The following is a 23,653-nucleotide window of genomic DNA, read 5'->3' on the forward strand; positions in this document are numbered from 1 at the left end:
CGTGCGACGCGCCCTTCAAAAGGGCACGAAAAATGTGACTGTAACTAAACCCTTCAGCGTGTCAGGACGCGCCGGACGGCACCAAGTCGATAGATCGTGCGTCCCGCAGCGCCCGGCCGGCGCGGTTGCGGCGACACCGGACATGGCGGGCGACGACCCCGATCTGAGTCAAGCGTGTCGTCGGACTCGTCGAACTCGCCCCAGAGTCCGCCTTTCACCGGTCGGAACTGCCACCGCAGATAACCCTTGCTGGCGCCGAGCTGCATCAGCTCGAGCCGGTCCGGCGCATTGTCGAGCAGATGGCGGTCGGTGGGCCGCCATCCGCATACTCCCCGAATGCCTGACGGCAGACGAGCGCTTCGCCGGCCGGCGCACCGATTAGTTGCAGGCACGTCGCTCGTTACGTTCGCCCTCCCACGCCCCGAGTTGCCACGCCGCATCGACTAGCGCCGCGTCGACCGCCGAAAGCTATGCCAGTGCAGGATCGCCAGCACCGGCGTGTGGACCCGTGCGACGGCAGTCACCGTGACCGCCACCAGCGGCAGGCGCACGGTATCCACTTGTTCGCGCAGCGTACCGAAAAAATCCATGAAGCTTCCGTCCCATGTATGTTGCGCAGCCTCTTGAGATTCCGATTGCGGGCACTATTTTAGGATTCGCTCAGGCAATCGCGCGACCCATCTCACAAGCGCGCTGCGTGTTTCGATTTGTTGTGAGTGGTCTTCACGGACGGGCGAATTGGACCGCGTAGCCTTTGTTTGGGCTCCGTGCGGATCCCTCTCAAGGTCTCTCGAGGAGCCGGTCATGAGCGATCTTCTTTTCACGGTCCTGCTGGACGACTTCGACCGCTTCCACCGGAGGATCGCGAGCCTCTTCACGGGTTTCCCACCGGCCTGCGCGCCACGCGCATCGGCACCTTTTCAGCCGTCGATAATCGGCAGCACCGACGACGCGGTCAGATCTCGCATTTGCACCCGGACTCGATCCGGTAAAGATCGACGTCTCGATCGACGGCTCGATCGACAAAGGGTTGCTGACGATGAGCGGCGGGCGCACCGCTCAGGCGCTGACGTCCCCGATGACGCACGGATTTACGCCAACGAGCGTTTCCTCGCCGCGTTCCGGTGGGCTATCGAATGCCAGCGTGCGGATCCCGACAGGCGCACGGTCTCTTGCATAGTTTTGGGGAGCGCCACCATGCATGACACGCGGCAGCAAAACTCCAAGAGATTGACGATTGAAACGGAAGCGGTCCACGTGATCGATTCGGGCCGTCTAGGTCTAGGGAATCGGTTCGCTCATCAGCCTCGCGGCGTGACTGCGCAGGCCTTCTCAGCCTTGCAATTACCCACAGTTTGCGAGCTCGAAACCGAGTTGGATATCGACTAGGCGGCGCAAACCGCGCCAGATGACTGTATTGCCCCGGAGGCGGATCGCTGGCACGGGCGAGGTAACCACCGAGCTGTGCGAGCTTGGTAAGACTGCGCGATCAAGGCGGCGCTTGGGCCGTTCGGGGCGTGTCCTTGACGACCTGGTCGAGCAGTTCGACCTCAGCTCGTGTCAGCGCAACTTGAGCGGGTGCATCGGGAGCGTATCGATTGATCATGGTCAACCAGAATATCCGCCAGCTAAAGATACAAAACACAGAAATCAGGTTGGCCAGTCGGTCGACCGACCGCAGCCTAGACTCTTCGGCTTTGCATCCAGACTTGAGAATCTTGTGAAACATCTCGATTTTCCAGCGCATCGCGTACCAGTCGAGTTTTTCGATAGCGTCGCGACGGGAGCGCACTGGCAGATCCGTGATCAACTTCCATTTGATCGGCTTCCTATCGGTCGGTTCACCTCGTTCCGTCGCATGGATCACGGTCACTTGCAGCGCTGGATAGCGGTTTTCGCTTACCGATCGGCGGCAAGACCGTGACCTGACAATATTTAATCTCGAGAAGTGCGTGCGACGAATGGCCTTTCGTGTCTCGTGTCTCTACGCGGTGTAGCCCTTTGACCTGCACCGCAGACATTTCGTCACTCATGGTGTGCTCGCCGTCGCCGGCCAAACGGTCCTGGCAAGTTCTCACAAGAAAGTGAGTTCCTAACTCCCGTGCGGTACAGAATAATTCGTAGATGTTGCTCTCGCGATCGCCGACATGAATGCAACGATCTGGATCGTTGAAGCCGGCCGCTAACCTCTGGTTGCAGCCGTCAGGTTACTCGTCGCGCAACTGCTTACCCTTCGAACTGACGAATCGTCGCGTTGTATGCGCGCGTAGCCATTTCTTCCAACGGAAGCTTGCGTTCGACTTCAGAGAGGATTTCGACGCCCCACGGACCATCGAAGCCCGTTGCCTGAACCGCTTTGATGAAGCCCTTCACGTCGAGGACGCCTTCGCCCGGCAGGCGACGCTTGTGGCAGGTGTCCATCCACAGCGGCTCGATTGCGTAGCGGTCCGCATCGTCCAGTTCAATGCCTTTGATGAACTCGGGCTTGATCGTGGCGATTTCCTTGAAATCGACGTTGCCGCGGCTCAGGTGCCAGATGTCAAGCAGCAGACCTGCGTTGGCCTTGTTTGCGCCTTCGACAATCGCCTTGCCCGTTTCAATCGTGCGGACGTTGCTGAAAGGCATGACCTCCAGCATGACTTGCGTACCGCGCTTCTCAGCGTCTTCGGCCAGTTTGCCAAACTCTTCGACCATGAGCGGAACGTTCGCGGTGTCATCGCCGATACCCGGGCCGACCTTCACGATGCGCGCGCGCAGTTCTTCGGCCGCCTTGAGGTAGTAATACCGCATGCTGTCGGACGTGCGGCGACGCTCGCCGGTTTGATACCAATCGACCAAAAATTCAAACTCAACGTGCTTGATGCCGTTGGCTTCGAGGATTCGGCGCATCTCCGCAAAGCCGATCTTGTCGACTGTTGCGTAGATATCCGAGTGAATCAGGCCGATGCCATCCCAGCCAGCTTTGGCCGCAGCCTCAACGCGGTCTTTAAAGCTGAAAGGACTGATTTCGGTCGGACCGAACGGATAGACGTCACCCGACAACGTGAAGTAGGCGGCTACAAGTTCGACTTTGGATTTGGACATTTGAATCCTCTCGGAAAGGGGGGCGACGCACCGGCGTGGAAGTCGCGGTTTACGATGGCCCTCACTATCTCGCAAGATTTGCGGGAGATAAACAGACCGAAAATCGACTTACAGTAGATTAGCTTTCTACAATCGATCCGCGTCTCTGCCCAAGCGCCATTGTCCGGGCGTCTGGACCGAAGGCCGGCATTTTTCCTGTGGAAGGAAATAAGTTTTCGCTCCGCCGCATTTCTCTTTCGAACCTCTCGCCTTACTGTGCCTCCTCAGAACACCAAGCCCGCTCTCAAGGAGCCCTCAGGAGACACCTCATGAAATTCCGTAAATCTGTCATCTCTAGCCTTGCTCTCGCGACCATTGCCGGAGCCTTCGGTACTGGCGCAAACGCGGCCAACCCGCCACACGTTGCCCTGCTCATGCCCACGCAGAGCGTTGAATATTGGGCGCTCTACATCAAGGGCTTCCAAAAGCAGGCGGCAGCGGATGGTCTGAAGGTGGACGTGAAGGTCACCAACTACGATGCGAACGAACAGGCCACTCAGGTCGAGCAGACGCTCGCTCAGAAGCCTGACGTGATCGTTCTCGTGCCCGTGGACTCGAGCGCAATGGTCCCGTCGATTCGTAAGATCGACCAGGCCAAAATCCCGGTTGTCATCTCGAACTCGATGCCCGACCAGAAGTACTCGCGCTACTGGAAGGCCTTCACTGGCCCGAACGACATCAGCAATGGCGAAGCCGCAGCCAAGGCGATGATTCAGGGCTTCAAAGAGAAGGGTTACGGGGACAAGGGGAAGGTCATCGTCATCAACGGTCCGATGGGTACGCCTCCACAGGTGCAGCGCTATCAGGGCTTTGTTGATGGACTCAAGAAGAACGCACCCGGCATCGAGGTCGTTGGCTCCCAGCCTGCTGACTGGGATGCAGTGAAAGCGGAAGCAGCAGCGTCGGCGCTCTTCACCCAGTTCAAAGACGTCAAGGGCGTCTACACCGAGAACGACTCACAACTGCGCGGCGTGGTCACGGCCGCGCAACGACTCGGCCTCGACCCTTCGAAGCTGGTCATTGTGGGACACGGGTGCGACTCCGGCGGTGTCGAGGCCATCTCGGCAGGAAAGGCCTACGCGACGGTCGAGCAATCTCCGTTCGATGATGGCGCGTACGCAGCGAAGGCGGCACTCGAGCTTGCCTCCGGGAAGACGCCCCAGGCCGTTCAGTACCTGCCGAACCCTATCGCAACGAAGGCGACCCTCAACGTCTGCTATTCCCAAAAGAAGTAAGTCGCGCGCTGACGGTGCGCGTCTGACTCTGCGCACCTGACCGCGCGGGCGTGACGTATTCGCGACCTTTCGGGGTCGCTTCTGTATTTACAGGGAGATCAGGAATGAGACGAGAAATCGGTGTAGCCGTCATCGGCACCGGGTTCATGGGCAAAGCGCACGCGCTCGCCTACAAGGCTGTGCCGAATGCGTTCCCCGATTCTTGGAAGCCGCGACTTGTGGCGGTTGCAGACGTTAGCGAAGTAGGTGCGCGCCAAGCCGCCGAGCAGTTTGGCTTCGAACGCGCAACTACCGACTGGAGAACGCTCCTCGACGATCCCGAGGTGCAGGTCGTCTCGATTACCACGCCTTGCAGCTTGCATCGGGACATGGCGCTGGCTGCGATCGCAGCCGGCAAGCATGTGCATTGCGAGAAGCCGATCGCAGCGTCATCTTCCGACGCTTACGACATGATGAAAGCGGCAGAGGCGGCGCGGGTCGTCACTCAGGTCGGATACAACTACATCAAAAACCCCATCCTTAAGCTGGCGCGGGGCATGATTCAGTCGGGCGAGCTTGGTGACATCACCAGCTTCCGTGGCGTCCATGCAGAAGACTACATGGCCGATCCCGACATTCCCTATAGCTGGCGCACGGATCCTCAGAACGGTGCGGGTGCGCTGGCTGAAATTGGCAACCATATCGTTAGCCTGTCACGCTTCCTTCTCGGCCCGATCACGCAGATCAATGCTCAGCTCGAAACAGTCAACAAGACTCGCCCTGTCGCACAGGGTTCTTCGGAGCGTCGAGAGGTGAAAGTCGATGACATCGCGCGGCTAATGGTCACGTTCGAGCGCGGTTGTTCGGGGTCAATGGAGGCGAACTGGGCTGCCACCGGACGGAAGATGCAGCTTGAATTTGAAGTGTTCGGAACGAAGGGCTCGCTGTTCTTCTCGCAAGAGCGCTTCAACGAACTGCAGTACTTCAAGGCGAGCAATGATCCGCGGACTTCAGGGTTTGCTCGAATCGAAGCGGGACCGGCACACCCTCCCTACGAGAATTTCACGGTCGCCGGGGGACACCAGCTTGGTTTCAACGATTTGAAGACCATCGAAATGGCGGAGTTCCTTTCCGCCATCGAACACGGCACGCCCGCCTTCCCGGACTTCCGCGAGGCATGGGAAATTCAACGGATTGTTGATGCAGCAATCCAGTCGTCGGCAGAAGAGCGTCGTATCGCCCTGTAACAACGACCGGTGGTCTCCAAGGTTGCGCGCGGTTTGTCAGGTGTCACCTCCTGTGGCCCGCGCGCTTTTTTACGAGCACGCCGGCTGTTCCGATATTTCCAGTCACCGGAAATATCATTTCGCTGCAGCGCATTTTTCTTTTTCGACCGAACGAATAATCTGTGACTCAACAATAACGAAGCCGCTAAAGCGAGTTTCTGCTGGAGACGACACGCATTTCTATGCTCGCAGCGATCTTTGCGAATTCCTCTCTTGTAGATCCAACCGCAGCGGCGCTGATGCGGCAGCACCCACGATTTTGTGTGTTAGCCATGAGGAGCTATGCCGCCTCAGCGCCGTTGCAAGGCTTCGTTGTTCCAAAAGTATGCCGTCACCCAAGCGCGAGCATTCACGCGTAGTAGCTCATTGAGCGTGATAGGCATCAGCCCGTGACAGCGGACGAAGGACCGTGTCCGCCTATGGAGGAAGACAATGCTGCAAGACGCAAAACCCGACGGCGATACGCTCGCCGCTCAAAGTCTGCTGTGCGCTCGCAACTTGACCAAACATTATGGTGGCGTGAAGGCGCTCACTGGCGTCAGCCTTGAGCTGGTACCCGGTGAAATTCACGCGTTGTGTGGTGAGAACGGGGCAGGCAAAAGCACCTTTATCAAGATTCTGGGTGGCCTGGTTCAGCCGGACGACGGTGAGATCACGGTCGACGGCCATCAGCTCAAACTGGGTCAGCGCACCGACCCAAAACTCATCTCCATAGTTCACCAGGAGCTGGCTATCGTCCCGACCCTGTCGGTGCTCGATAACATCCTGCTCGGTGGCGCTGATCAGAAAGAAATCTATCGCCGCAGCCACTATCGCGATGCTGTGCGCGAGCATCTGGATTCGGTCGGGTTGTCACATGTCAAGCTCGATGCGCCCGCGTCGAGACTCAGCCTGGCCGAATGCCAGCTGATCGAAATCGCTCGTGGCATGTCGCGTCATGCAAAGGTGCTGCTGCTCGACGAGCCCACGGCCACCCTATCGGATGCGGAGATCGTTCGCGTCTTTGAGGTCGCGCGCAAATTGCGCGATCAAGGGACTGCGATGATCTTCGTGAGCCATCGACTCGACGAAGTGTTCGCGCTCACCGACCGCGTGACGGTTTTCCGAAACGGTCAGCACGTTCTGACGCAACGCACCGCTGATATGACCACCGCGGAGGTCGTCAAGGCGATGATCGGGCGCGAGCTGGTACATAACCAGGTCAAGCCGCCGGAAAGTCGCGCTCATGTCACGCCTCGTCTCGAGATCGACAATCTGAGCGTCGACGGAAAGATCAAGGACCTGTCGCTCAAAGTGGCGCCAGGAGAGATTGTCGCTGTGGTTGGCCAGTTGGGCTCCGGCGCGGAAGTTCTTGTTGAAGCGCTTGCCGGCCTTCGCGGCGATATCTCGCACGCTGTGAAGCTGGACGGTCAGGCGGTCAAACTCGATAGCATTCGCGGTTCCCTGCGTGCGGGCATTGCATACGTCGCCGAGGACCGCGCCGACAAAGGCGTCTTTCTGGACGCACCGATCGCGATCAATATCACGGCCTCGGTCATGGGAAAGTTCACCCGGGCGGGCGTCATGCGACGAGCGGCCGAGCAGGAAGAGGCGCGCCGTCTCGCGTCGATGTTCACCATCGATCCGAAGCGCCTTCCGCACGAGGTATCGACGCTTAGCGGTGGAAATCAACAAAAGGTTTCGCTCGCCAAGGCCGTCGCCCTGTCGCCGCGCCTCTTGCTGCTCAATGAGCCGACGCGCGGCGTGGATATCGGAGCGCGAAGCGAAATTTACGCGACGCTGCGCAAGATGGCGGACGAAGGCCTTGCGATCGTCTTCTACTCGACCGATCTCGAAGAAATTCTCGAGCTTGCAGATACGGTAATGACCGTTTTCCGGGGCCGAATGGTCCGTCACAAACCCCGATTCGAGATCGACGGCGACACGCTCCTGCATGACATCGTCGCTGGCGACAGTGACGCATCTCATGCGCATGTCTCGTTCCGAAACCCTTCTGTTGAGGTGGGTAATGCATAAGACCGCTTTGGAACCCGCAACGCAGGTGTCTTCAACCACGCTGCGACGTTGGGCAGCCGCGCTGTTCGGCACGACCAGTATTCATGCGGCGTCAATTCGAATCGCAACCGTTCTTCTGATCGCGATCGCGGCAGGCGTCGTTCCACACTTTACGGAGTTCGGCAACGTTCAATCTCTGATGTACTCCGTGGCTGCCGTGGGCATCGGTGCGATTGGCATGGCGCTTGTCACGCTCAGCGGCAACCTGTTCATGCTGTCGATGGGCGCAACCGCGGCAGTGTCGACCGTGATGTTCGCCGCATTGATCCATTTAGGTCTCGGCGCGACGTTGTTGCTCGTGGTGTTGAGTGGACTTCTTATGGGCGCGGTGCAGGGCGGCATCATCGCCCTAGGAAAAGCCAATCCCATCATCACGACCATCGCGACCTCATCGATCATCATCGGGACGGGCGTGATCTACACCGGAGGGCTGACGATCATCGGGCAGGGCGACGCGACGTGGCTCGGCCAAGGAAAGCTGTTTGGCTGGTTGCCGAATCAGATCATCGTGTTAGCCATTTTCGCGGCGATAGCGAGCTTTATTCTGCAGAAGTCGCGCATCGGCCGCGAGATTCGACTCATTGGTATGCGCGCTGAAGTCGCACGCATCGCGGGTCTTCGCCTGTTGCTGGCGACGCTCGTTTGTTATGGCTTTGCCGGGGCTGCCGCTGCGCTTGCGGGATCGTTGATCGCCTCTTCTTCGGCGCAGGGCAATCTGACCTACGGCATCGACCTCGATTTCAACGCGATTGCCGCAGTGCTCGTCGGAGGCATCTCGATTCGCGGCGGACGCGGGCAGATTTCGGATGCGGTGACCGGCGCCATTTTCCTGGCCGTCATCAGTAACGTTCTGCTGGTCAGCGGAGTCAGTTACGAGTATCAGCTGGTCGCCAAGGGCATCGTGGTTCTTGCGGCAGTGGTGTTCGGTGCATTGCTCGCCCGGATTGGTCCGGGTCGGAAGTAACAGGAGATATGAAAATGGAACAGCCTCAACGACTTCTTAATCTCGCCATTCGCCTCGTATTGCTGGTGGGCATGCCGGTGATATTCGGGCTCAGTGTCGACCACTACTTTTCGCAGGCGAACCTCTACGCCATCTTTCAGGCGTTCGCGTACCTCGGGATCATCGCACTTGGCCTCTCGGTGACGATGGTGGCAGGCGAGTTCGATCTGAGCGTTGCGGCGATCTCAACCGTCGCCGGGCTGATTACCGTAAAGTTTGGTGGCGATAGTGCGTTGCTGGGCATGCTGTACGCCGTGATTTTCGGCGTGGTCATCGGCGTGGCCAATGCAGCGTTGTTGCCCTGGCTGGGCGTCTCCTCCCTGGTCACGACCGTGGGTTCGATGATGCTCCTGACCGGGGTGGGCTTCTGGCTAGCGGGCGGGCGCGTCTTGAGCTGGGGCAACCTGGATGTTAGCGACTTTCTCGACCAGAATGTTGCCGCGATCTTTTCGCCGCGTAGCCTCATTACGATCTTCTGCTTCATTGCGGTATCGCTTTTCCTGCGCTACACCACGCTCGGTCGCGATCTCTACGCATCCGGTGGTCATCGAAAGGCGGCGACGCAAAGCGGCGCGCGCGTGGGCAAGGCATTGACCGTCGCCTTCATCATTTCCGGAGGTCTCTCGGCACTCGGCGGCGGCTTGCTCTCGCTGAGCCTCGCGACGGCCTCAGCGACGATGGGAAGCAACATCCTGTTGCAGGCGGCTTCGGCTGCGATCGTCGGGGGCGTGGCGTTGGGCGGAGGCATCGGCTCACCGCTCGGCGTGGCGATGGGCGTGCTGATTCTCACGGTGCTCAACAACGGGCTGGGTCTGTTGAACGCAACGTCAACGCAAATTCTGCTGGTCAATGGCCTGTTGCTTTTGATTGTTGTGTTGCTTGACGGACGTCTTGGCGCAGTCCTGGCCGCGCCGCTCGACCGCCTCGCGCGTCGGAAAACCACGGCGGCTTAACGCGTGACAGATCCGGAAGGGGCGGTGTCACGCCGTCTTCCAGCCGCCCGCGAATGTAAAACCAAACTGCGCATTACGAGGTCATCAAAGTGAATGCCCCCTGCATTATTACGGTCGCCATCACCGGTTCGGTGCCGCGCAAGAAAGATAACCCGGCAGTGCCCATCTCGATCGTCGAGCAGATCGAAAGCACCCATGAAGCGTTCGAGGCTGGCGCGACGCTGGTCCACCTGCACGTGCGTGACGAGAATGAGAATTCGAGCTCCGATCACACAGCCTTCGCTCGGCTTCAGGAAGGGATCCGCAAGCACTGCGCGGGCATGATCATCCAGTTCTCAACGGGCGGTCGCGGCCGGTCGTTCGAGCAACGCGGCTCGATGCTCGACCTGCGTCCGGACATGGCGTCGCTCGCGACGGGCTCGGTCAATTTTCCGACAACCGTTTACGAAAACCCGCCCGACTTCGTCCGCTCGCTTGCGTCGGCGATGCTCCAGCACGACGTCAAGCCCGAGATCGAGATTTTCGATCTGGCGATGCTGTACAGCACCGTTGATCTCGTGCAGCAGGGGCTGTTGAAGCCGCCGGCGCACGTGCAGTTCGTGCTAGGCGTGAAGAACGCGCTGCCCGCGCGCCGCGAAATTCTCGAGTTCGAGGTCAAGCAGCTCAAGGCATTGCTACCGGATGCGACGTGGACCGCTGCCGGCATTGGCCGACACCAGCTCGAAGTCAACCACTGGACGCTGGAAATGGGCGGCCATGCCCGCACCGGCCTCGAGGATAACGTGCGCTGGGACAAGGACACACTCGCGGCAAGCAATGCACAACTGGTACAACGCGTCGTGTCGCTGTGCGGCGAATATGGGCGCCCAGTCGCGACGGCCGCGCAGGCCCGGACGTTGTTGGGCCTGCCTCAGGTCTGAACCCACGACGCCCGGCATGGCAATCCATCGTATGACCACAACGGAGCGTCCTGGGTCACGTTGGCCGGAGGCCAACGCGTCACTAACATGTCAGTCGTTTCTGTTGGACGAGCGTTGAGCTGTTTCCCCTTCGGACGTTCGAAGCGTGGCGCAATTAGATTGCGAACGTCATCCAACGCTCCTCAAGGTTGAGGCTCTTGACGCGTTCGACGAGGAAGTCAGTGAACACGCGGATCTTGGCGGGCTGAAAGCGTCTACTTTGATACGCGAGATTGATGGTCAGACGCGGCAGCTGCCAGTCTTCGAGAACCGGAATGAGACGTCCAGACACGATGTCGTCGTGAATGATGTACAGCGGCTGAACGACGATGCCGAGTCCTGCGCGTCCGGCTGCGACGATGACTTGCCCTTCGTTCGAGTCCAGCGCACTCGCAATCGTGATGTTGCGCTCCTCCGTCCCGCGACGCAGATGGAGCAGGTAAGGGTCGACTGCGAGGTTGTAGACCAGCATCTTATGCTCCTGCAAGTCCTCGGGATTCTGCGGGCGTCCGTGCGCGGCAAGGTACGCCGGCGATGCTGCAAGCACTCGACGAGTCTCCGCAAGGCGCCGAACGGTAATGCTGGAGTCGCTTTCGTATTCCTTTGTGCGAATGGCGACGTCGATGCCGGCTTCGATGAAGTTTTGGTACTGGTTTGCCGCGACAATCTGAACCGACAGGCTGGGATACCGCCTCAGGAACTCGGGAAGCGCAGGCGCAATATGCATCCGTGCAAACGAGACGGAGCTGGTTACCCGCAGGACGCCTCTTGGGCTGACGACTTCTTCTGAGGCGATCGCATCGGCTTCCGCCATTTCGGACATGACTGCCGAGCAGCGGCGATGATATTCGCGGCCAGCGTCCGTGAGCCACATACGCCGGGTTGTCCGCTCGATCAAGCGCGCGCCAAGGCGTTCTTCCAGCGAACTCAAGGTGCGGCTGGCGGCCGCGTTTGACATATCGAGCTGCTCAGCGGCCTTCGACAAGCTACCTAGATCGGCGGTAAGCACAAACAACTGCAGTTGCGTCCAGCGGTCCATCGCGTTTCCCTCGGAACAATCGACGTCGATTCTTCCACGTCGTTGAGGCCAATATGCTGCGCGGCAGAGCAGAGATAAACACATTAAAACTCGCTTCTATGTAGAGCAGATTTCGACAATTGAAATGCAGCGGATCGACGGCGGATTAGTCGTCAAAAAGGCCCACGGCAGTGCGACGCAACGGATTCTTCCGGCACGAGGAAATGTCATTTCGCGTGGCGGCATTTTTTTAAACCGTCGGACGCTTTAACTTTCGTTCTCATACGCCCGGCGCACAACGGAGACACGCACGATGCGCAACATCAACGAAGACACCATTACCCAAGCTGTTATCGCCTCAGTTGCAGACTGCAAGGATGCGCGACTGAGAACCGTGATGACGAGCCTCGTTCAACACCTTCATGCATTCGCCCGCGATATTCAACTTACCGAGGACGAGTGGTTCAAAGCGATTAAGTTTTTGACGGAAGTTGGACACATCACGGATAACAAGCGCCAGGAGTTCATCCTGTTGTTTGACACGCTCGGCCTTTCGATGCTGGTCATGTCGCAGAACAACCGGAAACCCTCCAACTGCACGGAGGCCACAGTGTTTGGGCCGTTCTATGTCGAAGGAGCACCGACCTACAGCAACGGCGACGACATCTCAAACGGCGCGAAAGGTGCCCCATGTTATGTGAAGGGGCAAGTGCGCGGCGCAGGCGGAGAAGGCATTCAGAACGCGCTGATCGACGTTTGGCAGTCCGACGAGGAGGGCTTCTATGACGTCCAGAATCTCGATGAAGCGGGCGAAGCCGTTCATCGCGGGCGAGGCCGATTGAGGTCCGATGCGGAAGGCTTTTTTAACTTCCGCTCAATTCTCGCCGAGGCGTATCCGATTCCGCACGATGGTCCTGTTGGCCGCATGTTGGCGGCCCTCGGTCGCCATCCGTGGCGACCCGCTCATCTGCACTTCATGATCGAGGCGCCGGGATACGAAACGCTGATTACGCATGTGTTTCGCGACGGGGACCAGTATCTCGACTCGGACGTGGTGTTCGGCGTGCGATCGTCATTGATCGCCGAATGGAAACGTCACGAGCCGGGCGTCGCTCCGGATGGCCGAGAAATCGCAGTTCCGTGGTACTCGCTTGAGTACGACTTTGTGCTTAACCCTTCGGAGGTTCACGCATGATCCGACATATCGTGATGTGGCGAGTTCGTGGCGATACGCCTGCCGAACGTCTAGCGGCTTCCAACGTCGTTAAAAAGAGCTTCGAAGGCTTGCGCGGTCGCATTCCCGGAATGCGCCACCTTGAAGTTGGACTTGATCACAGCCGAATCGACTACGCCTGCGACGCAGTGCTCGTCACTGAATTTGACTCGCAGGACGCACTGGACGCCTATGCGTCTCATCCGGAGCACTTACGCGTGCGCAACGAACTGGGTGACCTGCGCACAGCAAGATTTCAAGTCGACTACCAAGCCGACGCGAACGCCAGTTCAGACCATCCAGCGGAGCACCTTCATGCAAAAGCGTGAGTTTGTCTATCAGGCACGAGCGGGCAGGGTCGTGTTTGGTCCGGGCAGTATGCAGCACCTCGAACGGGAAGTGCTTGAGCTGAATTCTGAAAGAGCCCTCATTCTGTGTAGCCCGGAGCAGAAGGAAACGGGCGAGGCCGTCGCCGCGCGTCTGGGTAAGCGCGCAGCCGCGGTTTTCGACCGCGCGATCATGCATGTACCGCTCGAACTCGCCAAGGAGGCGCGGGAGCTTGCGCGGGAACTGCGCGCCGACTGCGCGATTGCAGTCGGGGGCGGCTCGACGATCGGACTCGGCAAGGCGATCGCACTGGAATCCGACCTTCCAATTCTGGCTGTACCGACGACCTACGCGGGCAGCGAAATGACGCCCATTTACGGAATCACCGATGCGGGCTTGAAGAAGACCGGCACGGATCTGCGCGTATTGCCGAAGACCGTCATCTACGATCCCGACCTGACGATGGCGCTTCCCGTTGGGCTTTCTGTGACGAGCGGGATCAACGCCATTGCGCACGCGGCGGAAGCACTCTACTCGCGTGACGCCAATCCCATCACAAGCCTGCTGGCGGAGGACGGGATCGCGGCGCTCGCTCGCGCGCTGCCGGCGATCGTTGAAGATGCTAACAATGTGGAGGCGCGTTCCGATGCCCTTTACGGGGCGTGGGTATGTGGAACGGTGCTAGGCAGCGTCGGTATGGCGCTTCACCACAAGCTTTGTCACACGCTCGGCGGAAGTTTCAATCTCCCGCATGCACAGACGCACACGATCGTCTTGTCCCACGCGCTCGCCTATAACCGGCAGGCTGCGCCCGAGGCGATGCATCGGATCGCCCGCGCCCTCTGCTCGGAGGACGCCGCCTTGGGGATCTACGAACTGGCTAAGCGCTGCGGCGCACCCGTTGCGCTCAAAGACATCGGGATGTCGGCCGCCGACGTATCTAAAGCCGCTGATATTGCAAGCTCGAACCCCTACTGGAACCCGCGTCCGATCGAACGCGAAGCCCTTCTTGTGCTACTCCAGGATGCTTTTGAAGGCGCTGCGCCGCGCACGACAGCCAATTGAGCCGCGCATGCTTAAGCGCGACCTGACGGTCCTCATTTAAGCAAGGAGACAATCATGCATTTCACCGTCTACTGCCTTGATCATCCGAGCATGGTCGAGCGTCGCCTTGAAAACTATGACGCACACAAGGCGTATCTGCAGACTGCACCTGTCAAGACACTGATCTCTGGGCCGCTAACGATGCCGGATGGTCAGACGATGATCGGCAGCTTCTTCCTCTATGAAGCCGACAGCATTGCAGACATCGAGACATTCGTCCAGGCGGACCCATTCAACAAAGCAGGGATCTGGGACACGGTCGATATCAGACCGTTCATCAAGCGAGTCGATAACCGTTAAGTCCTTCGAAGTCCCGCGGGTTCGTGTCGTCCTCACCAGCGGGACGAACGACCCACGCTTGTCCTCAATAGAGCGACGAAAAGCGCAAACATTTCACAATACAAACGGAGACGTGATGGAAACTGGCCTGGACGGGAAGATCGTTCCTATCACCGGTGCGGCACAAGGCATTGGACGCGCGGCGGCCCTTGGCTTCGCGCGTGAAGGGGCGCGTCTTTGCCTCATCGACATTGACGCCAACGGACTCGAAGAAGCGCAGTCGGAGCTTCGCGCGCTCGGAGCGAACGTCACCATCGCCCGAGCTGATCTGTCCACCTCGGACGGCGTTGCAGGCGGCATCGATTCGGCTTTGAAGTCATACAACGGCCAAGTCGACATCCTCGTCAACAACGTTGGAGCCGGGAAAGTCCGCACATTCGAGGAACTTTCGGATGAAGAGTGGGAGTTCACGATGAATCTCAACTTCATGAGCTACGTGCGCACGTGCCGGCAACTCCTGCCGGTGCTGCGGACGCGTGAAAAGGCGGTGATCATCAACAACGCGTCTGACCTCGCCCGCCAGCCTGAGCCGGTGCCGATCGACTATTCCGCATCCAAAGCTGCGGTGCTCGCGCTCACGAAGGGCCTCGCACGGGCTGAAGCGCCGAAGATTCGTGTGAATGCGGTTGCGCCGGGTCCGGTTTGGACGCCTTTCTGGACCAAGGAAGGGGGCTTCGCGGACACGATGGGCAAGTTTCATGGCATGGGGCCGAAAGACGCCGTCGAGCACGTGCTGTCTTTACGTCAGTTGCCGTTGAATCGTCTTGGTCAACCTGACGAAGTGGCCAATGTGATCGTATTCCTCGCCTCCGATCTTGCGTCTTTCGTTACATCCGCGGTTTGGGGCGTCGACGGCGGCAGCATCCGAAGTCTTATTTGAGAGGCAGGAGGCCGGCTTGCCTTGACTGCCCAGAGGATGAGATATGCCTGCACGTGATCAGTTAAATGACGTAATGGTGTCGCAGAGCGAACGCGCCTATTTGGTGGAAGCACTTGACCTGCTGATGCGCGAGCGGTCGAACGCGCTACGCATTGCCACGGCGGTCGCAAGAGCGCGTGGCGATCGCGTTCCGGACGTGCATGACTTCGGTCTGGATGACATTTTGCGGCTTAGCCGAGAGATAGCCGGCGTGTCCTCGGCCGAGCCACCCAGCGCAGCGCGGCAGTGTCCTGACTCAAGCAATCAGCGCGAGTGTGTTGACCGTCGAAAAGCGATCAGCACGTCATAAACGAAGCTAAAGGTCGGCTTGCCATGCGATGAGCTGACTCGATCAAGGAGATAAAAATGTTGCGTATTGCTGTCCTCGGTGCCGGGCGCATCGGTAGAATTCATGCGGCCAATGTTGCCACCGACCGTCGAGTGAAACTCGTTGCTGTTGCCGACCCAAACAAAGAAGCGGTCGAGTCCCTCGCGGCCGAACTGGGATGCGATTCGTCGCTCGATTGCAAGGCGGTGGTCGACCGCGAAGATGTGGATGCGATCATTGTCGGCACCCCGACTGACACGCACGTGGATTTGACGTTGCAGGCGGTCCGGTTGGGCAAGCCGGTTTTATGCGAGAAGCCGATCGACCTCGATATCGAGCGTGCGCAAGCCGCGGTGGACGAAATCGAGCGCCTGAACGGGCGCGTGATGCTGGCCTTCAACCGACGGTTCGATCCGGATGCGATGCGACTTAAACAAGCGATCGAAGGAGGGGAGGTCGGCGAGGTTCGACAAGTCGTGATTACGAGCCGCGATCCGGGACTCGCGCCGCGCGAATATCTTCGTCACTCAGGCGGCATCTTCCGCGACATGACCATTCACGATTTCGATACCGCGCATTGGTTGCTCGGCGAGGATCCTGTGGAAGTGATGGCGATGGGTAGTCGGCTGGTCGATCCGGGTTTGGAGGAGCTCCCTGACTACGACAGCGTGATGGTGCTGCTCCGTACGGCGTCCGGCAAGCAGTGTCACATCAATGGTTCGCGGCAAGCCGTGTACGGATTCGATCAGCGTGTCGAGGTCTTTGGATCAAAAGGGATGGTGCTGAACGAGAACCATCGGCCTTCCAGCTTGCGTCGGTGGACCAGCGATCGGACCGAAGCGCGGGAACCGCTCTTAAACTTCTTCCTCGAGCGACATGCCGACTCCTACAAGGTCGAGTTGGATCGCTTCCTGACCGCGCTGGCAGCAGACGCGCCGATGCCTGCTACGCCCCGAGACGGAATTCGCGCGCTGCACATCGCGAATTGCGCTTTGGAGGCAGCGACCCAAGGCTGCGCCGTCAAGATCTGACGATCAGGCTCCGCGCCGATGACCCGAGAGTTGACGGTGACGGGAAAATCGCCCTTAATGGAGAACAAAACTCTTCATTGAGGGCGGTGATGGCACAGGTTGAGACGTTTAGTGGGATCGTGATTTTCGTCACCGCCGCAAAATCACGGAGCTTCACCGACGCGGCCGAGCAGCTTGGACTTACAAAATCTGCGGTAGGCAAGGCGGTCGCAAAGCTGGAGGAGCGGCTTGGCGCGCAGCTGTTTCATCGCACAACCAGAAGCATTTCGCTCACGGCTGACGGCGAAGCTTACTTCGCCGCGTGCGCCTCTGCGCTCGATGAAATCTCGACGGCGGAGACGGCGATTGGCCCTGGCCACCAACGGCCGGTAGGTCGGTTGCGAATCGATATGCCCGCAGCATTTGGTCGACGGATATTGGTGCCGATCTTGCTGGACATCGGCCGGAAACATCCCGATCTTCAATTCACGATGACGTTCTCGGACCATCTGATTGATCCGATCGAAGAAGGCGTCGACCTCGTCATCCGCTTCGGCGAACTCGAGAGTTCGAGTGGACTGGTCGCACGGCGTTTAACCAGCCAGCGCATGGTAATTGCAGCCTCGCCTGAGTATCTTGCACGCTGCGGCACGCCGCGCCATCTGGAGGACTTGAGACGCCACGCGTGCATCGTCGGCTATCGCCGTGGCTTGCCGCTTTCATGGCGAGTTCATATCGACGGCGAATCTAGCCGGATTTCTCCGCCTGCTACTCATCAGATCAGCGACGGCGACTCGATCGTGGCGGCGGCGATTGCGAGCATGGGACTTTGCCAGATGCCCATGTCACTGCTACGACCGCATCTTGAATCGGGAGAACTGCGCTCGGTCCTGGACGACATCTCTAGCGATCTGATTGATGTCCATGCGGTCTGGCCGAAGGTGGCTCATTTACGACCAAAAGTGCGGCATGTCGTCGACGCCTTGGTTGAATTCGCGGAACGAGGGAAACTGAACTGATCGGCAGCCCCCCGAGCGGCGAGCGCGCCGTTGCGACCTTGACCTTTTAGTCGGTGGCATATACACTTTGTATATACATAAAGAGGTGCGACTGTGCCGATTTCTACGCCATCGACGCGGCCCAAAGAGGCCAAGCTGTTCCGCAATAATCGCAGCCAAGCGGTGCGTATTCCCGTCGAGTTCGAGTTGCCGGGTGATCGTGTTTTGATTCATCGTGAGGGCGACAAGCTCATCATCGAACCGGTGAAAACGCCCGCGAACATTCTTGAATTATTGGCCGAGTGGAGACAGGAGCCACTGCTTGGGCCCGAAGATCAGTTTCCGGAAATCGGCGACATGCCTGCTCGCCCAGAGGATATATTTTGAGCGGCTATCTGCTGGACACGAACATTATCAGCGACATGATCCGAAATCCTTTCGGGCAAGTTGCAAGTCGTATCGAACAGATTGATCCAAAGACGATATGCACGAGCATCATCGTTGCGGCGGAATTGCACTATGGATGCGCTAAAAAAGGCTCCGCGAAGTTGCTTGCCAAGGTAGAGGCCGTCCTCGCAACGATTCCTGTATTGCCGCTAGACGCCCCCGCTGACGCAGAATATGGCGGCATCCGGGCCGAGTTGGAGTCGGCAGGCCAACCTATAGGCGGTAACGATCTCTTGATTGGCGCTCACGCCTATGCGTTGCGGCTCATACTCGTGACCGACAACACCAAAGAGTTCAGCCGTATCCGCGGACTCACGATTGAGAACTGGCTGGAACGATAGCTGACTGCCAGGGTCTCCGTAGCACAACCACCCGCCGCAGGAGCGAGTCAGTGCTTGACATAACGCCGTCGTAGCATCCTCTAGCGTAATTTATTAGGAATGCTAAGATCGTTCCGCCTCCTCAGTCGCCGTCGGCTCTGCCTCACTTGGCCACTCGGCTGCGAGTTTTCGTGCCTCGACGCGAAGTTCGTTGGGCAGCGGGGACGCCCTTTGGCTGCGAATGAAGCGTTCGAGCCGCTCAGTCGCCGCTGACAGGTCTTTCAGTCTGATTGCGCCTAACTGGTAGTCGTGCAGCGCCAGGATTTGTTCCAGCAGCGATGCCGTCCGCGCGTCGACGAACCAGGCTTGGTCTTCCTTTCGCTTCGACAACGCGGCGTTCATTCCGAGTTCTGCGCACGCGAACACCTGCAGTGGTAGGGAGCCAAAACCCATCTCCTGTAGGTGGTACGTAATGTACAAGGCGCGCAACAGTTCGTTGAACTGGTATGAATTTCCATTACCTTCTTTACGGCAGGCGGCCAGCGCGAGATGGAACTGCAGCGACATCTTCTCTGTGGTTGCTGCAGGCAGGGGCAACAACATCGAGCGAGTCATCGGACGACGGGAGCCGGCCGGCTTGCCCGGTGTGCGTGTTGTTCGGTTGGCGCTGCGAGGCATGAAAGAGCTGATAGAGCTGATAGAGAAGCGGAGAATTACCGGCACTGGAATTTTAACGCAGCGACGCCCGCGAGGGCTGTGTCTGCGGAGTTCTGCCGAGCGAATAGCCTGCGTTATTGGGCGAGCGGTGGGCTGGCGGCTAGCGGACGTTTTGGACAATCGTTGGGGCGTTTAGCCCCACGCGGCATCGAACAATTCAATCTGGCCGTAAGTCAGATGGACGAAGTCACGCAGCAAAACGCCGCGATTGTCGAACGGGCCTCGGCGGCGGCGCACGCACTGGAGGAACAGGCCGGTTCGCTGCGGGACCTGGTGGCGCAGTCGTTCCGAAAGTCAGCGGCTATTTCTGCGCCTTTAGGTTTCGTTTCTGTACGCGAGTACGCGGGAAGGGGCTAAAAAAAGTGCTGGATCGATGCTTCGGTTCATTCGTCCGTCGAGGATAGTTTTGCCGCGCGCCTACGATACGAATGATTTTTGATGGATGGCTTTTCGCTTCAAGATCCGATAGACCCGTACGTAATTCCGCGCCAATACCATTTCTCGCGTGCCGCGTACGCGACCGATAGAGCTCCGGATGCTTCGTGTCCCGGCGAACTGTCGAAAGTGACGTGATTTTGGCGTAGGCCTGGTGTCGTCGGGAAATCAGCCCATCGAGAAACAGCATCCGTGATTACCCGTGATCCAACGGTGCGGCTTCTGTAGAGGCGCAAAGCGGGGCGATTTTGACTGGTGAAATGACTGCGCCGAAATGGAATCGGAAAGGGCGAGCGGTCGCCGCCGCGATGAGGCATCCTCCTTGCGCTGTCTCTGTTATGCCAGCATGCTGCGGGGCAGATCCGGGCGAGCGATCGTAAATGAAGGTCCGGCAAAGGGGTATTGGGCGGCAGGTCAAAGGCAAGATCAACGCGAAGTCTTGGCGCTTTCAAGGGCAAACCTTGACGGATCGATTAGCACGGACGATGACCACATCACAGGGATGTTACCGAGACGCGTCTCAGTAACGATGATCCGCCCGAGCAGGTCCAAATTGACTACCACCGGCCGGAGGAATGATGGAACACGACAAGCACGAGCCCATTACGCTACGCATTTACCGCGCGCCCTCAGGCCGATGGGCGGGCTGTCTCCTTGTCGGCGGGGAGGATATTGGCTCTTTCGACGGATACGACAGCCCTGAGGCTCTTGAGGAAGCCGCGCGGGAAACGGGCGTGTACCCGGACCGTGTGGAGGTGGATTAGGCCGTCCAGGTCGAGCACGAGGAGGAACGATGGAACAAGAAAAAAGACCAGCCGGTGATCCTGCGCATATACCGCCTCCCGAGCGGCCTATGGGGCGGACGGCTCTCGGCGGGGGAAGATGACATTGGCGAGCTAGGGGCCTTTAAGTCCACAAAGGAGGTCGAGCAGGCCGCCGCGGATACCGGCCTGTACCCCGATCGTGTAGAGATAGAAGAGAGCTAATACACCTGCCCCGCACCGCAGCAAACACGCTCGCCTCCGGGCTCGTTTAGCGCTTGCCATAACGCCGTCGTAGCATCGTTAGGATTGCGGAATGGTTAGCGAACATGTGCAGATCGAGAGAAGGCAGACGCTGCGCGGCAAGATTCACTGATTCGCGGCGGCTCATAGGTGGATCGAATTGTCAGCCTGTGGGCGCGACGAGACCGAATTCGGCCATCAGGCGACGTTCGCCAGCGCCGTCAAAGGACGTTTGAATGGCAGTTCACCTCGAAAGGAGCCCTTCGCGCGTCTGGAGTAGGCGCTTCTCCCGCAGACCTGCTGCCGAAAGCCTTGAGTGAACGCGACGAGTTCGACGCCACCTTTTCGCAGATTAGCCGCCATCGGCGTGCCCATGATCCCTAGTCCGATAAAACCCGCCTTTTGCATTCGATTCTCCAAACGTTGTGATATCACGTTGACCATGCGTGCTTACTCCTGCACGAAATGCTTCTGTACGGCCTGTGCGGCGTTCCGAAGGAGGCCCATATCGGCGCAGACCGCCACGAGCGTGCTTCCCATCGCGAGGTAGCGCTCGGCATCCGCCTGCACCGGCGCGAGAATGCCGCTGTTGAGGTTCGCTACTTCTGCTAATGGGTGCATTAATTCGGCTAATGTGGGTCACTTCGGCGATTTATTCCGGCTCTGCGAGTCGACGGTCCAGAGCTCAGCCAAGATGTGCTGCTGCTAACAGGCCAGAAGCCTTATGTGGCAAGGGTTTCATAGCACATGGTCTTCGTCCCGCTAACATCGCCACATTAGCGGAATTAGCGCACAGGCCAACCGCATTAGCACGATCGACCCGCGGTGTTCGAAGGACGCGGTTGCGCCAGCGCAACATGTTGTGCCGCATCAAAAATATAATTTTCGCGAAAAATCAAAGACATGTGCAAAAAAGCCATTAGCAAAATAGATGGGCGTCATTAGCAGAAATAGCGAACCTCAACACCAGGAGCTATGAGGCAGGCCGTTGGAACGGCGCCCGGTTCGACGCCCGGCCGAGCCGCAGAACAGCACCCGTAATGCTCCCGTTGAAAGGGGCGGTTTTTGGGAAGGCGGTTTGAGACGTTCTCACTGGTGAAAATGCGGGTGAGGTGAGACCCGGCGGCCACAGTTATAGGCATCCTCCGTGCGCTAGTACGGATGTCCTGCATGCCGCAGGGACAACCGGAGAGCGATCATGAATGAAGATCAAGTGAAGGGCGTCGGGGAAAAGGTCAAAGGCAAGATCAATGAAGGCGTCGGGAAGATAACGAACGATCCCGCGCAGGAAGCAAAAGGCGACGCTCAGCAGATTGAAGGTGAAGTGCGCAAGGATGTGGGCGACGCCAAGGAAGACCTAAAAGACGCAGCCGATGATGCATCGAAGCCGTAACAGGAAGGCGTCAGCCCGTCGGTAGCGACCCGCGATCATGCTGTGAGACGCCCGCCCTTGCGCGGGCGTTTTATCACCCAACCACACAGCGAGTGGGTATAGCCGTCGGTCGGCGCAACGACGCAGGCTGGCTTTTGGCGCCCGTCAACGGCAAAAATTAGTGTTGCTGCGTGCCGGATTGAATCGCCGCCTGGCGCTGCGATGTCGTTTTTTCAGCTTGCAGGCGGGCTTCAGCTTTTTGCAGCCTGACCGGATACTCCACGTCGTCAGGGATAGGTTTGTAGCCGGCTCGTTCGAGGTCGGCGAGTTCAGCGCGTACTTGTGCGCGCGTGACCGGCGCGTCAGTTTGGGCGAACGAAGCAATCGGAGAAGAGGCGAGCACGGCGAGTGCAGCCGTCAAGAAAATCTGTTTCATCACATACCTACTTTTTGGCGTCGGTTCATCTGAAGTACCGCTAGAAGCTTCAAAGTATAGGCGCCGGAATCTAGGTATTTTCCCTTATTCGAACAAAAGTACATTGCCAAACGCACAATTCTGCACGCCTCATACGGCCCTTTAAATGGACCGCAGGAACGCTGCGGACACGCCCAACTGAAGGTCCGAGGAGAGGGTGCGCGAACGCGCGATCTCCTTGGTGAGCTGCATCACCGTGCGGCACGCCAGCGTCAGTTCGCCGTGGGGCGACATGGCCAGCGCAATGAAGCGCGGCACAGGCGGATCGACCACCATGGACGCCTGCAGCCGACAGTCCTTTTCAAGATTGGCAATCGCGTAAGGGCCGAGCAACGCGTAGATGCCGCCATCTGCCACGATGTGCCCCTGCAGACTCAAGGAATCAGCTTCTGCTGTGAAATTCAGGGAGACCCGGTGTTCGCCCGCAATTTGTTCGAGCCGGTCGCGCCAGCTATTGGGCCGGCAGAAAAACACCAGGGGAATCCCGTCGAGCTTGGAAAAGGCAATCGTGGGCGGCTGGATCAACGGCTCGCCTTTTGCGCCGACCAGATAGGTCGCCACCTCAACGAGATACTCGTCACCGTCTTTGGGCGTCGGACTATTTCGAAAAAGGATGGCGAGATCGACGCTGCCGTTTTCCAACCACGTTTCCAGCAACGCGCCTTGACCCTCGCGCACCTGTAACTGCACCAGGGGATAACGCTCTCGTAGGCGATGGTAAAGGGTGCTGACAAGCGGATGAGCGGTGGAGGGCAAGATCCCGAGCCTGACCACCCCGATGGGCTCGCCCGCCGTACTGCGGATGTCGTTGGACAACTGTTCCGTGCTGGCAAGCCAGGCTCTGACGCGCGGGGCAATCCGCGCCCCCAACTCGGTCAACACCACGCCGCGCCCCGTCCGTTGAAACAAACGGCCGCCGCAGTATTGCTCAAGCTCAACAATCTGGCGGCTGATGTGCGGCTGACTGGTTCCGTAAGCCACGGCCGCCTTGCTCAAGCTCCCGAGCTCCGCCGCGTCAATGAATAGCTTCCAAG

At 58.9% G+C, this 23,653-nt stretch carries 24 protein-coding genes and 4 pseudogenes; 19 read left to right on the top strand and 9 right to left on the bottom strand.

What is annotated here, in order from left to right:
- Window positions 1-53: 53 nt before the first annotated feature.
- Window positions 54-590 (bottom strand): annotated as a pseudogene (locus AWB75_RS30900) (diguanylate cyclase).
- Between the two features lie 214 nt (window positions 591-804).
- Between AWB75_RS30900 and AWB75_RS30905 the strand changes: the two are divergent.
- On the top strand, window positions 805-1,389 hold the full coding sequence (locus AWB75_RS30905; RefSeq protein ID WP_143746543.1) for a hypothetical protein: 585 nt from the start codon (window positions 805-807) through the stop codon (window positions 1,387-1,389).
- A 100-nt stretch (window positions 1,390-1,489) separates the two neighbouring features.
- Here the strand turns inward: AWB75_RS30905 and AWB75_RS38255 are convergent, their stop codons facing one another.
- Window positions 1,490-1,873, bottom strand: coding sequence for a hypothetical protein (locus AWB75_RS38255; RefSeq protein WP_200823058.1), 384 nt, complete (start codon window positions 1,871-1,873; stop codon window positions 1,490-1,492).
- 353 nt (window positions 1,874-2,226) lie between these two features.
- Window positions 2,227-3,084 (bottom strand): sugar phosphate isomerase/epimerase family protein, encoded by an 858-nt coding sequence (locus AWB75_RS30915; protein ID WP_061127820.1) that lies wholly within the window; start codon window positions 3,082-3,084, stop codon window positions 2,227-2,229.
- Window positions 3,085-3,392: 308 nt separating this feature from the next.
- Here AWB75_RS30915 and AWB75_RS30920 point away from each other — a divergent pair, with 308 nt between their 5' ends.
- From AWB75_RS30920 to AWB75_RS30945, 6 genes are all read left to right on the top strand, one after another.
- The gene (locus AWB75_RS30920) at window positions 3,393-4,358 is read left to right on the top strand and encodes a sugar ABC transporter substrate-binding protein (RefSeq protein WP_061127821.1); all 966 of its coding nucleotides are present in this window, start codon (window positions 3,393-3,395) and stop codon (window positions 4,356-4,358) included.
- A gap of 104 nt (window positions 4,359-4,462) precedes the next feature.
- Window positions 4,463-5,584, top strand: a complete 1,122-nt coding sequence (locus tag AWB75_RS30925) for a Gfo/Idh/MocA family protein (protein ID WP_061127822.1) — start codon at window positions 4,463-4,465, stop codon at window positions 5,582-5,584.
- 471 nt (window positions 5,585-6,055) lie between these two features.
- Window positions 6,056-7,639 (top strand): sugar ABC transporter ATP-binding protein, encoded by a 1,584-nt coding sequence (locus tag AWB75_RS30930; RefSeq protein WP_061127823.1) that lies wholly within the window; start codon window positions 6,056-6,058, stop codon window positions 7,637-7,639.
- On the top strand, window positions 7,632-8,642 hold the full coding sequence (locus AWB75_RS30935; protein ID WP_061127824.1) for an ABC transporter permease: 1,011 nt from the start codon (window positions 7,632-7,634) through the stop codon (window positions 8,640-8,642). Before AWB75_RS30930 ends, AWB75_RS30935 begins: the two co-directional genes overlap by 8 nt.
- Before the next feature lie 14 nt (window positions 8,643-8,656).
- Window positions 8,657-9,634, top strand: coding sequence for an ABC transporter permease (locus AWB75_RS30940; protein ID WP_061127852.1), 978 nt, complete (start codon window positions 8,657-8,659; stop codon window positions 9,632-9,634).
- An 89-nt stretch (window positions 9,635-9,723) separates the two neighbouring features.
- Window positions 9,724-10,554 carry a BKACE family enzyme gene (locus AWB75_RS30945; protein WP_061127825.1) on the top strand — a complete coding sequence of 277 codons (831 nt, stop codon included), beginning with the start codon at window positions 9,724-9,726 and terminating at the stop codon, window positions 10,552-10,554.
- 154 nt (window positions 10,555-10,708) lie between these two features.
- Here the strand turns inward: AWB75_RS30945 and AWB75_RS30950 are convergent, their stop codons facing one another.
- A complete protein-coding gene (locus tag AWB75_RS30950) occupies window positions 10,709-11,632 on the bottom strand; it encodes a LysR family transcriptional regulator (RefSeq protein WP_061127826.1) in 924 nt (307 codons plus the stop codon).
- 292 nt (window positions 11,633-11,924) lie between these two features.
- On the opposite strand from AWB75_RS30950, the gene AWB75_RS30955 reads away from it, so the two are divergent.
- From AWB75_RS30955 to AWB75_RS31000, 10 genes are all read left to right on the top strand, one after another.
- Complete coding sequence (locus tag AWB75_RS30955; protein WP_061127827.1) at window positions 11,925-12,806, top strand: intradiol ring-cleavage dioxygenase; 882 nt, start codon at window positions 11,925-11,927, stop codon at window positions 12,804-12,806.
- The gene (locus AWB75_RS30960; protein ID WP_087087050.1) at window positions 12,803-13,153 is read left to right on the top strand and encodes a Dabb family protein; all 351 of its coding nucleotides are present in this window, start codon (window positions 12,803-12,805) and stop codon (window positions 13,151-13,153) included. The genes AWB75_RS30955 and AWB75_RS30960 overlap by 4 nt, the downstream gene beginning before the upstream one ends.
- Entirely contained in the window at window positions 13,140-14,216 is a 1,077-nt protein-coding gene (locus AWB75_RS30965) for a maleylacetate reductase (protein ID WP_061127853.1), read from the top strand. Before AWB75_RS30960 ends, AWB75_RS30965 begins: the two co-directional genes overlap by 14 nt.
- A 54-nt stretch (window positions 14,217-14,270) precedes the next feature.
- Window positions 14,271-14,555, top strand: coding sequence for a YciI family protein (locus AWB75_RS30970; RefSeq protein ID WP_061127828.1), 285 nt, complete (start codon window positions 14,271-14,273; stop codon window positions 14,553-14,555).
- A 115-nt stretch (window positions 14,556-14,670) separates the two neighbouring features.
- Window positions 14,671-15,474, top strand: a complete 804-nt coding sequence (locus tag AWB75_RS30975; RefSeq protein ID WP_061127829.1) for an SDR family NAD(P)-dependent oxidoreductase — start codon at window positions 14,671-14,673, stop codon at window positions 15,472-15,474.
- A gap of 43 nt (window positions 15,475-15,517) precedes the next feature.
- On the top strand, window positions 15,518-15,823 hold the full coding sequence (locus AWB75_RS30980; protein WP_200823059.1) for a hypothetical protein: 306 nt from the start codon (window positions 15,518-15,520) through the stop codon (window positions 15,821-15,823).
- Window positions 15,824-15,879: 56 nt separating this feature from the next.
- The gene (gene iolG / locus AWB75_RS30985; RefSeq protein ID WP_061127830.1) at window positions 15,880-16,872 is read left to right on the top strand and encodes an inositol 2-dehydrogenase; all 993 of its coding nucleotides are present in this window, start codon (window positions 15,880-15,882) and stop codon (window positions 16,870-16,872) included.
- An 89-nt stretch (window positions 16,873-16,961) separates the two neighbouring features.
- Window positions 16,962-17,870, top strand: coding sequence for a LysR family transcriptional regulator (locus AWB75_RS30990; RefSeq protein WP_061127831.1), 909 nt, complete (start codon window positions 16,962-16,964; stop codon window positions 17,868-17,870).
- A gap of 93 nt (window positions 17,871-17,963) precedes the next feature.
- Window positions 17,964-18,236, top strand: coding sequence for an AbrB/MazE/SpoVT family DNA-binding domain-containing protein (locus tag AWB75_RS30995; protein ID WP_061127832.1), 273 nt, complete (start codon window positions 17,964-17,966; stop codon window positions 18,234-18,236).
- The gene (locus AWB75_RS31000) at window positions 18,233-18,637 is read left to right on the top strand and encodes a type II toxin-antitoxin system VapC family toxin (RefSeq protein WP_061127833.1); all 405 of its coding nucleotides are present in this window, start codon (window positions 18,233-18,235) and stop codon (window positions 18,635-18,637) included. Before AWB75_RS30995 ends, AWB75_RS31000 begins: the two co-directional genes overlap by 4 nt.
- A 102-nt stretch (window positions 18,638-18,739) precedes the next feature.
- On the opposite strand, the gene AWB75_RS31005 is transcribed toward AWB75_RS31000, so the two are convergent.
- Window positions 18,740-19,219: a hypothetical protein gene (locus AWB75_RS31005; RefSeq protein ID WP_061127834.1), complete on the bottom strand. Its 480-nt coding sequence runs from the start codon at window positions 19,217-19,219 to the stop codon at window positions 18,740-18,742.
- Between the two features lie 258 nt (window positions 19,220-19,477).
- Here AWB75_RS31005 and AWB75_RS31010 point away from each other — a divergent pair.
- Window positions 19,478-19,690: pseudogene (locus AWB75_RS31010) on the top strand (methyl-accepting chemotaxis protein); the annotation flags it as partial.
- Window positions 19,691-21,084: 1,394 nt separating this feature from the next.
- Here the strand turns inward: AWB75_RS31010 and AWB75_RS31020 are convergent.
- Together AWB75_RS31020 and AWB75_RS36760 are read right to left on the bottom strand one after the other, a co-directional pair.
- Window positions 21,085-21,180 (bottom strand): annotated as a pseudogene (locus AWB75_RS31020) (NAD(P)-binding domain-containing protein); the annotation flags it as partial.
- Window positions 21,181-21,222: 42 nt separating this feature from the next.
- Window positions 21,223-21,366 (bottom strand): annotated as a pseudogene (locus AWB75_RS36760) (2-dehydro-3-deoxyglucarate aldolase); the annotation flags it as partial.
- A gap of 604 nt (window positions 21,367-21,970) precedes the next feature.
- Between AWB75_RS36760 and AWB75_RS31025 the strand changes: the two are divergent.
- On the top strand, window positions 21,971-22,165 hold the full coding sequence (locus AWB75_RS31025; protein WP_061127838.1) for a CsbD family protein: 195 nt from the start codon (window positions 21,971-21,973) through the stop codon (window positions 22,163-22,165).
- Window positions 22,166-22,322: 157 nt separating this feature from the next.
- Here the strand turns inward: AWB75_RS31025 and AWB75_RS31030 are convergent, their stop codons facing one another.
- Together AWB75_RS31030 and AWB75_RS31035 are read right to left on the bottom strand one after the other, a co-directional pair.
- Complete coding sequence (locus AWB75_RS31030; RefSeq protein WP_061127839.1) at window positions 22,323-22,580, bottom strand: DUF4148 domain-containing protein; 258 nt, start codon at window positions 22,578-22,580, stop codon at window positions 22,323-22,325.
- Between the two features lie 141 nt (window positions 22,581-22,721).
- Window positions 22,722-23,615 (bottom strand): LysR family transcriptional regulator, encoded by an 894-nt coding sequence (locus AWB75_RS31035; RefSeq protein ID WP_235012309.1) that lies wholly within the window; start codon window positions 23,613-23,615, stop codon window positions 22,722-22,724.
- Between the last annotated feature and the right edge of the window lie 38 nt (window positions 23,616-23,653).

It is taken from the genome of Caballeronia catudaia (assembly GCF_001544755.2).
In the GTDB taxonomy this organism is placed as follows: domain Bacteria; phylum Pseudomonadota; class Gammaproteobacteria; order Burkholderiales; family Burkholderiaceae; genus Caballeronia; species Caballeronia catudaia.